Source organism: Stieleria mannarensis, assembly GCF_014154935.1.
Taxonomy (GTDB): domain Bacteria; phylum Planctomycetota; class Planctomycetia; order Pirellulales; family Pirellulaceae; genus Stieleria; species Stieleria mannarensis.
In genome coordinates, this window is sequence record NZ_JACEHH010000006.1 from 63,293 (window position 1) to 75,335 (window position 12,043).

Genomic DNA, 12,043 nt, shown 5'->3' on the forward strand with positions numbered 1-12,043 from the left:
TCGCGGTCCCGGATGCTGATTGAAAACAGACCCAGACGCCGACACAATCCGTAGCCGATAGGCGAAGCGAGATGGTTAGGTAAGCTTTCCGTTTCGGATCGGCCGAAATTGCTGTCTGTCAAAGGTCGGGTTATTGCGCGTTACCCCTTTGCAAGGGTTGTGCGTCACCCAAGTGGACGAAGTCCGCGCTAATCGAGGCACGTGTTGACTTAACAATCGCCGCCGGCTCGTTCAAACTGCTGCTTTGTTCAAACGACAGCGACCATCCGTTCAATCCATCCGTCCAAGACGTTATCGAGCGCGATCCCCATGCCCATCCTTGCGAAAGAGCCCGATCGGTTCCCCGACGAACTGCTCTCATCCGATCAAGCCAAGAACTCCAGTTGGTGGCTGCTGTACACCAAATCACGACAGGAGAAGCAATTGATGCGACAGCTGCGTCAATTGCAGATTCCGCACTACGGGCCGCAAATCGAACAGCGTCGTCGATCTCCCTCGGGACGCATCCGAACAAGCTACGTGCCGCTGTTCAATAACTACGTGTTCCTGTGTGGCGGTGATGAGGAACGCTACCAGTCGATCTGTACCGGTTGTGTGCAAAAGGCGAGCGAGATCACGGATGTCGAACCGCTGTTGTACGATTTGACGCAGATCAGTGACTTGGTCGACATCGGTGTGCCGCTTTCGGTAGAAGGCAGGCTGCAACCCGGCCAGCCCGTGCGCGTCAAGAACGGATCGTTCGCGGGATTTGAAGGCGTGGTGATCCGCCGCGATCAAGAGACTCGATTGCTGGTTTCGGTTCGATTCATGGATCAAGGCGTCAGCGTCAAACTGGACGACTGCCAGCTCGAACCGCTCGGCAGTGCTCCCGAACCCCAAGGCAGCGATGTCTGAATCACACCGGCTTCTTGAGATTTCATGGATTCTTCACTCGCGATGAGAAAACGATGACAACCACGATACCGCCCGTTTCAAAGATCTGCTGCATCGGCGCCGGCTATGTCGGCGGCCCCACGATGGCGATGATCGCACACAAGTGCCCTCACATCGACGTCAAAGTCGTGGACATCAATGCGGATCGGATCGCGCAGTGGAATTCCGATCGGCTGCCGATCTACGAACCGGGGCTGGACGAAATCGTGCACGGCAGCCGTGGCAAGAACCTGACGTTCACCACCGAGATCGATCAGGCGATCGGTGAGGCGGACATGGTCTTCATCTCGGTCAACACGCCGACGAAAACATTTGGGGTGGGCGCCGGCCGGGCGGCAAACTTGGAGTTCGTCGAGAAGTGTGCCCGACGGATCGCCGAGGTTTCCAAAGGCCATAAAATCGTCGTCGAAAAATCGACCCTGCCCGTTCGCACCGCCGAAGCCGTCAAGCGGATCCTGTCCAACACGGCCAACGGCGCCACCTTTGACGTCTTGAGCAATCCGGAGTTTTTGGCTGAAGGGACCGCCGTCGACGATTTGCTGCAGCCCGATCGAGTGCTGATCGGCGGGGAACGGCCCGAATCGATCGGGGCGCTGGTCGACGTTTATGCCAACTGGGTCCCACGCGATCGTTTGCTGACGACCAACTTGTGGAGCAGTGAGCTTTCCAAGTTGACGGCCAATGCGTTCCTGGCCCAACGCGTCTCGTCTATCAACGCCATCAGCGCCCTGTGTGAGGCAACCGGGGCGGATGTGGACGAAGTCGCTGCGGCGATCGGAACCGATTCCCGGATCGGGCCAAAGTTCCTGAAAGCTTCGGTCGGCTTCGGCGGCAGCTGTTTTCAAAAAGACATCCTGAACCTGGTCTACCTGTGCCAATACTTTGGCCTGCCCGAAGTCGCGGATTACTGGGAACAGGTTGTTCGGATGAACGATTACCAGAAAGAGCGTTTTGTCACGCGGATGGTACGAACGATGTTCAACACCGTGTCGGACAAAAAGATCGGGATCTGGGGTTTTGCGTTCAAGAAAGACACCAATGACACCCGCGAGTCCGCAGCGATCTATGTCTGCCGTGACCTGTTGCTGGAAAAGGCACGCGTTTGCATTTACGACCCGCAGGTCAGTGAGCATCAAATCCTGAACGATCTGGAGTACGTGTTCACCGATGGTGACAACAAAATCAGCGAAGCCAAACGTGAACTGATCGACAAACACGTGACCTTTGCTTCCAGTGCGCAAGAGGCGTCCAGCGATGCCCATGCGATCGCGGTGCTGACTGAATGGGACGAATTTGCCGACGTCGACTTCACCGCCGTTCATGACACGATGAAAAAGCCCGCCTTCATTTTCGACGGGCGCAACCGACTGAAAGACCTTGATTTGAAGGCCAAGGGATTTGACTACCACGGGATCGGTTTCTGATGACTTCGCAGCGACTTCCCAAAGGACGCGTCTACGTCGCCGGCCATCGCGGAATGGTCGGCGCCGCGGTCGTTCGGCATCTGCAAGCACTGGGGATCGATGACGCCGACCTGATCACGCGCGATCGCAGCGAACTGGATTTGATTCGACAATCCGATGTCGAGTCGTTCTTTGATTCCGAACGTCCCGATGTCGTCGTGTTTGCCGCTGCAAAAGTCGGGGGCATTCATGCCAACGACACCTACCCGGCCGAATTCATCTACGACAATTTGATGATGGCCGCCAACGCGATTCACGCGGCTCATCGATTCGGCACCGCCAGGTTCCTGTTTCTCGGCAGCACGTGCATCTATCCGCGGATGGCCCCCCAGCCGATGCCCGAAGACTGCTTGCTGACCGGCCCCTTGGAATCGACCAACGAAGCCTACGCGTTGGCCAAGATCAGTGGATTGAAACTTTGCCAACACTACCGCACCCAATACGGCGTCACCTTTCATTCCGCCATGCCGACCAATCTGTATGGGCCGGGAGACAATTATCACCCCGAAAACTCACACGTGATGCCGGCGATGATCCGCCGCTTTCACGAAGCGGTCCGCGACGGACGGGATGAAGTCGTGATCTGGGGAACCGGAACACCCCGGCGCGAATTCTTGCATGTCGATGACCTGGCTCGCGGGCTGATTCATCTGGTCAATCTTGAGGATCCCCCCAACCTGGTCAACGTCGGCACGGGGACCGATATTTCGATTCGCGATCTGGCCGGCTTGATCGCCGAAATCACGGGTTTTCACGGCAAAATCACGCAGGACACCTCCAAGCCCGACGGCACGCCGGTCAAACGAACCAACATCGATCTGATAAAATCGACCGGTTGGGAACCCCGGATTGATCTGGAAACCGGCGTCCGAAAAACCTACGAAGACTTTTTGCGGGCGAACGACTCCGGCGCGCTGAGAGCGGTCTAAGTCGCCCGGGAAGTCAGGCGGCGATGCGCGAGGACGCATCCGATACCCTCTCATTTTGAAATCTACAAGGCGGCGAGACGAGTCATGAGCAACGCAGCAGGCAGTTCGGCAGGGGCTCCTAAAACAGCACTGATCACCGGAATCACCGGTCAAGACGGATCGTATTTGGCCGAATTGCTACTCGATGAAGGTTACTACGTCCATGGCATCGTCCGCCGCAGCAGCACGTTCAACACGGACCGGATCGATCACATCTACATCGATCCGCACAACGAAGACGCGCGTCTGTTCTTGCATTATGGCGATCTGACTGACGGACAGAACCTGACGAATCTGGTTTTGAATATCGAGCCGGACGAGATCTACAACCTGGGGGCTCAATCGCACGTCCGCGTCTCGTTCGATGCCCCGGTCTACACCGTCCAAACGACCGCCGTCGGGGCCCTGAACGTGCTGGAAGCGGCCCGCCAGCTGAACAAGAAAAAGCCGGTCCGCGTTTACCAGGCGTCCAGCAGCGAGATGTACGGCGACGTGCTGGAAACACCACAGACCGAAAAGACACCGTTTCAACCGCAAAGCCCTTACGCCTGTGCCAAGGTTTACGCATTCCACCAGACGGTCAACTACCGCCACGCCTACGACCTGTTCGCCTGCAACGGGATCCTGTTCAACCACGAATCGCCACGACGGGGCGAGACGTTTGTGACGCGAAAGATCACTCGAGCGGCGACGCGAATCAAATTGGGGCTGCAAGACAAACTGTACCTGGGCAATCTGGATGCCAAACGGGACTGGGGCTACGCCAAAGACTACGTGCGTGGAATGTGGCTGATGCTCCAGCACGACACGCCGGACGACTACGTCTTGGCAACCGGCGAGACCTATACAATCCGTCAGTTTCTCGATTACACGTTCGAGCACCTGGAGCTGGACTGGAAGGACTACGTGGAAACCGACCCACGTTACTTCCGCCCGACCGAAGTCGACTTGCTGTTGGGCGACTACAGCAAAGCCAAAAACGTCCTCGGCTGGGAACCGGAAACCAGCTGCAAAGAACTCGCCAAGCTGATGGTCGACCACGACATGGAACTGGCGCGAAGTGAGATGGCGGGGGCAAATCTTGCCTAAGAAAGTCCCCACAACCTGACGCGGAACGTCGCGGAACAATATTGCTCCGCCAGCCCTCACCTCCATCGAGCTCATCGGGTATTGCGACAGCGTACGCCGATACCAATCGGCGAATGTGTTTGCAGGAACGTCCGGCCTCACTTCTTTGGTACGCGCCATGCCACAGCCGGCGAATCGGCGGGGACGTTCACAAAGCGAAGTCGACTACAGGCTTTGACCGCAAGGTTTTTCAAGCTTGCTGATGGATAGAATTCGGCAGTCTGTCGCACTTGCGCTGGTGATCTGCCTTGGCGCTTTTGGGCCGGTTGTTTCAGCCGACCTTGGTGGAGTCCTTCCCTGGACAAAGTACGTCGCGGCGTTGGCCATAGTCGTTCTCTCGGCGGTCGCGGCATTCTCCGCTGCTTCCGACAGACGCGCGATTGGCATCAGAAGTTTTTCCCTCATGTGGCCTCTATTGGTGTGGGCGGCTTACAGTTGGTTGCAAAGCTTTCCGCTCAGTCCTGGATGGGTGTCGATTTTCAGCCCCGGAGCTCACTCGGCCTACATGGAATGGGGATCGCCGATACTGCCCCCGGATCTCCAGCCGCATCTTATCCCAGTCTCTATCGCTCCCGAATCCACCAAGCATTCGGCCGCGATGCTCACGCTTCTGATTCCCGTTGTTTACTCGGTTGCGATAGCTTGTCGGGAACGGAGAAACATCCTTGTGCTGATGGGAGTGATCGGAATTGGGATTGCTGGTCATTTCGTTGCAGGCGTGGTATTCCCTCAGGTGCCAGTGGTGGGTACGTCGAGTGGAGTTGAGATTGCGTCGTCAACAAGCTTTGGGACATTTCTCAATCGAAACAATGCAGCATTCCTTTTCAATCTTGGGCTCGGCTGCGGTCTTGGGCTAATTGCCCATCGTGTCGCGGTATTCCGCTCGGACGATATCAACCACCGAAGCCCACAGTCAGGCGACTGGGTGATGCTGCTGTACCACTGCGATCTGTTGGTTGGCATGGCATCTGTGGGCGTCAGTGCAGCTGGTCTGATGGTCTGCGGCTCCCGAGGCGGCGTGATCGGGGCATTTTTCGGTTGTCTTTTGGCGTTTGGCTGGTTGCGAAGCCGACGCGGAATTGTGACGATTCCCGCAATCGGTTTGGTGTCGGTTGTTTTAGTGGCACTTGCGATCTCTGCATTTCCAGGCGTCTTTGAGACGTTTAATCGATTTGAAGATCTCGACATCAAATCGGGAGCCGGAATGCATGACGGGCGTATCGGACACTGGCCCGACGGCGCGCGAGCCGCAGCATCCTATTTTCCCGCTGGCTCGGGTCTTGGCACCTATGCGTATGCACATCTGCCTTACCAACAGACGAGTCCACCCTATTGGTTTCACCACGCAGACAACCTTTGGCTCGAGCTTGCAGCCGAACAGGGGTTCCCGGGGATCCTACTGGCAGCTTCGGTCATGGCGATCCTTGCGGTGGCGGCGCACCGGCTTTCCGGTTCGGTTGATCCGATCGACAAAGGGCTTGGGGCGTGCGGCTGGTATCTGATCGGCACGACGGTCGTGACTCAGATGTTTGACTTCGGCTTGATCCTTCCAGGCAACCTGTTGACGTCCGCGGCATTGGCATCGGCGATCGTCGCCCGCGGCTTCCGCCCAGCGCTCATGACAAAGTCTGGGGCACAGCATCTGACGGAAGGGCTGGATAGCGCACCCGCAGCATCTGTCGTGTTTGAAGGCGGATTGATCAGCAAACCTCAGCGGATGTTCCAAGCCGCCTTCGGCATATCGGTGGTGCTCGTCGGCGCCGCCTGTCTTCCTCAACTGAAATCCGATGCCATTAACGACACGCTCGTCCGTTCGGCCGAATTGGAGCTGTCGCGCGACCGGGTCGACCCAAATGCAGTGCAACGAATTCACAACAGGATTCGAGCTGCGATCCTCACGCATCCGACCCCCGAGATCCTGATTGCAGATGTGCGACTTTACAGTTGGATCGGTCGCGTGCAAACGGTTACCGCGCAAGACTTGGGCACCCCTGAAGAAGTCCTTGACGCGTTTGAGCGTGCACGTCGGATCGAACAGCGACGTCGATGGTATCACCAACCATCCACAGCTCCAAAACCGGTGAAGGCGTATTTCGACGCGGTGCGGTCGAGCCAGCGTGCGCTTGCCAAATCGCCGCTCGGCATCGAATCAAGGATGCACCTGGTCTATCTCGATTTTGTGCATCAGGACGTTGATCGATCACAACGTGCGATCGCTCAGTTGGCGACGTTGCAAAGCCAGACGGCAAAGCAGATGGCGATCCTGGCGGTTTTGGTGGGGGATGCTGGCAATCTTGAATCGAGCGCTACGTATTGGCGAAAGGCCACCGAACGCAACGTGCGTTTGACCCACAATGCACTGCGGTACGCCGAGCGATATCCGGAGCTAAATCTTTCAGAGATCATTGCGGAGACCGCCGAGTGCCAGCGAGCTGCATCACGATATTTGTTAGAGCATGATTTGGAGTTCCCCAGGCTTAAACCTCAGGTCGATAAGTTCCTGGAACATGCAATCGCGAAAGTCGCCTGCGATCGCTGCCAGACGAAGCGTCAAACGGCTGTCTGTGAGGAGCTCTTGGGGGACATGCATTTTAAGCTGAACCAGCTAGACGATAGTTTTGTTCATTACAACAGAGCGTTGCAGCACACCCCGACCAACAGTCGGCTTCGGAAGAAATTGATCAAGAGACTTGTCGCCAACGGCCGAGCGGAAGAAGCATCGCGTCTGCGCGACAGGTGAGAGCACACAAACATGAATGTTGACAATCTTGTAGGACGACGCCTAGGTCGAATGATGCCAGAAAGCAATCGGGTGCTCGAAGCCGTTCTTGGACGAAAAGAATCCCTGCTGCAAGAGGACATTGCAGCCCATGCGCAAGAAATCCGCCGTCAAGTGCGATCTTCTCGTGTGTTGGTGATCGGCGCTGCGGGCTCCATCGGCGGCGCGTTCGTCAAAGTTTTATCAAAGTACTCTGTCGCTGCGTTACATCTTGTCGACATCAGTGAGAATTGCCTAGTCGAGGTAGTGCGCGACCTACGTTCCTCTGGGATCTCCTTGCCGGACGACTTCAAGACGTTTGCGGTCGACTTTTCACGACCTGAATTTGAGGCTTTGCTGAACACCCAGTCTTATGACTTTGTCCTGAACTTCTCGGCACTCAAGCATGTCCGGTCCGAACGAGATCCATTCACGTTGATGCGTTTGCTGAACGTCAACGTGATTGCAAACGAATCGCTCTTACGGTCACTCGACGGCGGGGCAACCAAGCATGTCTTTAGCGTGTCCTCCGACAAGTCCGTGCGGCCTGCCAATCTGATGGGCGCATCGAAAGCGCTGATGGAGCGAGTGTTTCTGGCACATGCCGATCGCATGCCGTTTACCAGTGCACGATTCGCGAATGTTGCTTTCTCTGCCGGCAGTCTGCTCGACAGTTTTCAACACCGGCTTTTGAAACGTCAGCCACTTTCCGCTCCCAACGATGTCAAGCGATACTTCATCAGTCATGAAGAGGCGGGGCAGCTCTGTTTTCTCGGGTGCTTTCTCGGCAAGAACAGGGAAATCTTTTACCCGCAATTCCGACAAGAGCAGGACATGCTCTCGTTTGCCGAGATCGCCAGGCTGGTGCTGCGTTCCAACGGTTTGGAACCGATCGAATGCGATTCGGAGGCCGAGGCGCTTGAGATCGCTGGCTCCCTGCAGGATTCATCGACTCAGTGGCCCTGTTTCTTTTCGGGCTCCGACACCAGTGGCGAGAAGCCGTTTGAGGAGTTTGTTGACCCGCGTGAAACCGCCGATGAGACTCGCTTCGCTAAGGTGGGGGTGGTCACAAAACCTGTCTTTCACGGCACGGAAGGTGTCCGCGACGCGTTGGCGGCCATCAAGGATGCATTGTCACGAGGGACATGGACCACCGCAGAGCTGATCGATGCGGTTCGATTGGGCGTTCCCGAACTGAATCATGTTGCGACCGGCAAGAATCTTGATCAAAAGATGTAGCCTGCGTGCACCCGACCGATGCCAAGAAACCTGGGAAACGAAGAACCATTGAACGGCGTCATTAGCGATACGATTTCGGCCATCCGATCGGTGATCGGCAGTGGACAAGCATTGCTGCACACGCCCACCTTTGACGGAAACGAACTTGAATACGTCAGCGAATGTGTCTCGACGGGGTGGGTTTCGTCGGTGGGTAGTTTTGTCACGCGTTTTGAACAGATGCTGCGGGAGATCACCGGTGCCCAACGGGTGGTCGCTTGTTCCAACGGAACGTCGGCTCTGTTTCTCTCGCTAAAGCTTGCCGGCGTCGAACCCGGTGACGAGGTGCTGGTTCCTGCGTTGACGTTTGTCGCAACCGCCAATGCCGTTTGTCACTGCGGTGCTGTGCCCTATTTGGTGGATGTCGAAGCAGACACCCTGGGAATCGATTGTGCCAAGCTGCGTTCTGAGTTGGCAAGTTCGACGCGGGTTGTCGGGGGACACACCTACAATCGCAAATCGGGCAGGCGGGTTTCCGCGATTGTGCCCATGCATTGCTTCGGTCACCCCTGTGCGGTTGACGAGATCGTTTCGCTGGCAGAAGAATTCAATTTGCAGGTGGTCGAAGATGCGGCCGAATCGCTCGGCAGCACTCGCGAGGGACGACATACCGGCACCTTCGGACGGGTTTCGATCATCAGCTTTAATGGCAACAAGATCGTCACGACGGGCGGAGGTGGGGCGATCCTGACCAATGACGCCGAGTTGGGGGATCGCGCCAAGCATCTGACAACGACGGCAAAGCTCCCTCACGCGTGGAAGTTCTTTCATGACGAAGTCGGTTACAACTTAAGAATGCCGAATTTGAACGCGGCACTCGGCTGTGGGCAACTGGAACAACTTGACCGGTTTATCGCCGTCAAACGCAACCTGGCACGCCGATACATCGACGCGATGCGAGACGTCGCGGGCGTTTCGGTGTTTACGGAACCTCGTGGCTGCAAAAGCAACTACTGGTTGAATGCGATCCTGATTGACGAGAACGACCTCAATCTCAGAGATGCGATGTTGAAAGAGACCAATGAGCAGAGCATCATGACGCGTCCAGCTTGGGAGCTGATGCACCAATTGCCGATGTTTCAATCATGTCCTCGGATCGATCTGAGCCAGGCAGAGTCGTTGCAGTCACGCCTGGTCAATCTCCCCAGTGGTGTGTCCGTCGCTGAGCGAAGTCTCAAACCCCGGGCACACAACTGATGGAACCGTTGGTCCTGATCGGCTGTGGCGGTCATTGCCGCTCGTGCATCGATGTCGTCGAGATGTCGGGAGATTTCCGCATCACCGCGATCGTCGGACAGGAACACGAGCTTGGGCAGAAGTTGCTCGGCTATCGCGTCGATTCTACCGACCGGGATCTACCGGCACTTGTGGAACGAAACGGTAACTTCCTCATTACGATCGGACAAATCGAGACGAACGCGATTCGGGTCAAACTTTATGAAGAAGTGGTGCGACTAGGGGGGGGATTTCCAACGATTGTTTCCCCGCTGGCTCACGTGTCGAAGCACGCGAGCGTTGGAGCAGGGTCGATTGTGATGCACCATGCGATCGTTAATGCCTGCGCAAGTGTCGGAAACAATTGCATTATCAACTCGAAAGCTTTGATTGAACACGATGCCGCGGTGGGTGACCATTGCCACATTGCGACCGGCGCCATCGTCAACGGGGGAGCGATCATCGGAGAGGATTGCTTTGTTGGAAGTGGAACAATCGTCAAGCAGGCGATTCAAATTGAACCGGGGTTGGTGATCGGAGCTGGGCAATGGATTGATGGACGATCGAAGGCTCGCGTGAGGAAGACGATCCAATGATCAAAGGAAAGAAAGTGCTTGCCGTTATTCCGGCGCGGCAAAACAGCAAGGGGCTGCCGGGCAAAAACATCATTGACTTGGCGGGAAAGCCATTGATCGCCTACACAATCCAGGCCGCCAAAGCGTCTTGTTATGTCGACGAGGTGGTGGTGTCAACCGACAGCCAAGCGATTCGCGACGTTGCGCTTCGCTTGGGAGCATCCGTACCGTTTCTGCGGCCCGCGGAGTTGGCGACAGACGAAACGCCCGGTGTTGATGCGGTGTTGCATGCCTGTCAATTGATCCACGGCTACGATCTGACGGTGGTGCTGCAGCCCACAAGCCCGTTGCGGACCGAACAGGACATCGACTTGGCGATCGAGCGGCTTGAGGACTTGCACGCGGATTTCTGTGTCAGTGTGACGCCTCCCAAACACCATCCGAACTGGCTATTCAAGGAAGAAGACGGCGGATTTCTCTCACGCTATGAAGACAAACCGCTCTCGGGTACTCGGCAGTCGCTCGAGCAGGTGTTTGCCTTGAACGGTGCGATTTATGTCGCAAGAACCGATCAGATGCAACAGCAACAGACGCTGTTCGGCTCCAAAACAACGGCGTACGTCATGTCGCCGGAACGGTCCTACGACATCGATACGGAGATGGACCTCAAGATTTGCGAAATGATTATCAGAGGCTAGTGGCATGATTCCTTGGTTGAACGATCGTCCCGCTTACGTCATCGCAGAAGCCGGAGTTAATCACAACGGATCGATCCGTATTGCAAAACAACTAATCGATGCCGCCGCAGACGCGGGGGCCGATGCTGTCAAATTCCAAACCTTCGTCGCATCAAAGCTTGTCACCAAGGACGCTTCTGCAGCCGAGTACCAGACTGCATCGACCGGTAAGTCATCACAGTTGCAAATGCTTCGGGGGCTCGAGCTTTCCCTGTCGGACCACCGGGAATTGATCGAGTATGCCTCCACTCGGAGAATCCAATTCCTGTCCACCGGATTCGATGACGCAAGCGTCAAGATGCTTGCCGACTTGGGCGTTCCAATATTCAAGGTGCCCTCGGGGGAGATCACCAACTTTCCGCTGTTGGCGACGATCGCAAGCCTTCAAAAGCCAACGATCGTCTCGACAGGCATGGCAAATCTTGCAGAGATTCGTGCATGCTTGCGAGTCCTCGGTGACAATGGGCTGGAACTTGGTCAGCTGTCCGTCCTGCACTGCAATACGCAGTATCCGACTCCGATGACGGACGTCAATTTGCGAGCGATGTTGACGATCCGCGATGCCTTTCCTGAGGTCACGGTCGGATACTCCGACCATACCCTTGGAATCGAGATCCCAATTGCGGCCGTAGCGATCGGCGCCAAATTGATTGAAAAGCATTTCACACTCGACCGGACGATGCCCGGCCCAGATCACGCAGCAAGTTTGCAGCCCAATGAGCTTGAGCAAATGGTCAGCGCGATCCGCAACACGGAGGCGGCAATGGGAGATGGCGTAAAACAGGTCAGCCCCAGTGAACTCCCCAATGTGGTCGTCGCAAGAAAAAGTATCGTGGCGGCGTCGCCGATTCGGGCCGGCGAACGTTTCACAGAAGCGAACCTGACGACGAAACGCCCCGCGACCGGTCGATCACCGATGGACTGGTTGCAGGTGATCGGGACAAAGGCCGAACGCAACTATGACGTTGACGAACCAATCGACTGAACC

General features: G+C 56.4%; 10 protein-coding genes. All 10 read left to right on the top strand.

Annotated features, from left to right (window positions below; all coding sequences use genetic code 11):
- Positions 1-309: 309 nt before the first annotated feature.
- The 10 genes from nusG to neuB all read left to right on the top strand — a co-directional run bounded on the left by nusG (position 310) and on the right by neuB (position 12,040).
- Positions 310-894, top strand: coding sequence for a transcription termination/antitermination protein NusG (gene nusG / locus H1B37_RS06085; protein ID WP_182865742.1), 585 nt, complete (start codon positions 310-312; stop codon positions 892-894).
- 53 nt (positions 895-947) lie between these two features.
- Complete coding sequence (locus H1B37_RS06090; protein ID WP_182865743.1) at positions 948-2,357, top strand: UDP-glucose 6-dehydrogenase; 1,410 nt, start codon at positions 948-950, stop codon at positions 2,355-2,357.
- Positions 2,357-3,325, top strand: a complete 969-nt coding sequence (locus H1B37_RS06095; RefSeq protein ID WP_182865744.1) for a GDP-L-fucose synthase family protein — start codon at positions 2,357-2,359, stop codon at positions 3,323-3,325. The genes H1B37_RS06090 and H1B37_RS06095 overlap by 1 nt, the downstream gene beginning before the upstream one ends.
- 84 nt (positions 3,326-3,409) lie before the next feature.
- Positions 3,410-4,453 (top strand): GDP-mannose 4,6-dehydratase, encoded by a 1,044-nt coding sequence (gene gmd / locus H1B37_RS06100; protein ID WP_182865745.1) that lies wholly within the window; start codon positions 3,410-3,412, stop codon positions 4,451-4,453.
- A 241-nt stretch (positions 4,454-4,694) separates the two neighbouring features.
- Complete coding sequence (locus H1B37_RS06105) at positions 4,695-7,232, top strand: O-antigen ligase family protein (RefSeq protein WP_182865746.1); 2,538 nt, start codon at positions 4,695-4,697, stop codon at positions 7,230-7,232.
- Positions 7,233-7,244: 12 nt separating this feature from the next.
- Complete coding sequence (locus H1B37_RS06110; protein WP_220498067.1) at positions 7,245-8,489, top strand: polysaccharide biosynthesis protein; 1,245 nt, start codon at positions 7,245-7,247, stop codon at positions 8,487-8,489.
- 48 nt (positions 8,490-8,537) lie between these two features.
- Positions 8,538-9,725 (top strand): LegC family aminotransferase, encoded by a 1,188-nt coding sequence (locus H1B37_RS06115; RefSeq protein ID WP_286177457.1) that lies wholly within the window; start codon positions 8,538-8,540, stop codon positions 9,723-9,725.
- Positions 9,725-10,339: a NeuD/PglB/VioB family sugar acetyltransferase gene (locus H1B37_RS06120; protein ID WP_220498068.1), complete on the top strand. Its 615-nt coding sequence runs from the start codon at positions 9,725-9,727 to the stop codon at positions 10,337-10,339. Before H1B37_RS06115 ends, H1B37_RS06120 begins: the two co-directional genes overlap by 1 nt.
- Positions 10,336-11,016, top strand: coding sequence for an acylneuraminate cytidylyltransferase family protein (locus H1B37_RS06125; RefSeq protein WP_182865748.1), 681 nt, complete (start codon positions 10,336-10,338; stop codon positions 11,014-11,016). Before H1B37_RS06120 ends, H1B37_RS06125 begins: the two co-directional genes overlap by 4 nt.
- Before the next feature lie 4 nt (positions 11,017-11,020).
- The gene (gene neuB / locus H1B37_RS06130; protein ID WP_182865749.1) at positions 11,021-12,040 is read left to right on the top strand and encodes an N-acetylneuraminate synthase; all 1,020 of its coding nucleotides are present in this window, start codon (positions 11,021-11,023) and stop codon (positions 12,038-12,040) included.
- The last annotated feature ends 3 nt before the right edge of the window (positions 12,041-12,043 follow it).

Excerpts from the sequence above, each read along its gene's own strand:
- H1B37_RS06125 (WP_182865748.1), top strand. The coding sequence starts at position 10,336 with ATGATCAAAGGAAAGAAAGTGCTTGCCGTTATTCCGGCGCGGCAAAAC.
- H1B37_RS06090 (WP_182865743.1), top strand. The coding sequence starts at position 948 with ATGACAACCACGATACCGCCCGTTTCAAAGATCTGCTGCATCGGCGCC.
- H1B37_RS06095 (WP_182865744.1), top strand. The coding sequence starts at position 2,357 with ATGACTTCGCAGCGACTTCCCAAAGGACGCGTCTACGTCGCCGGCCAT.
- gmd (WP_182865745.1), top strand. The coding sequence starts at position 3,410 with ATGAGCAACGCAGCAGGCAGTTCGGCAGGGGCTCCTAAAACAGCACTG.
- H1B37_RS06105 (WP_182865746.1), top strand. The coding sequence starts at position 4,695 with ATGGATAGAATTCGGCAGTCTGTCGCACTTGCGCTGGTGATCTGCCTT.
- H1B37_RS06110 (WP_220498067.1), top strand. The coding sequence starts at position 7,245 with ATGAATGTTGACAATCTTGTAGGACGACGCCTAGGTCGAATGATGCCA.
- nusG (WP_182865742.1), top strand. The coding sequence starts at position 310 with ATGCCCATCCTTGCGAAAGAGCCCGATCGGTTCCCCGACGAACTGCTC.
- H1B37_RS06120 (WP_220498068.1), top strand. The coding sequence starts at position 9,725 with ATGGAACCGTTGGTCCTGATCGGCTGTGGCGGTCATTGCCGCTCGTGC.
- neuB (WP_182865749.1), top strand. The coding sequence starts at position 11,021 with ATGATTCCTTGGTTGAACGATCGTCCCGCTTACGTCATCGCAGAAGCC.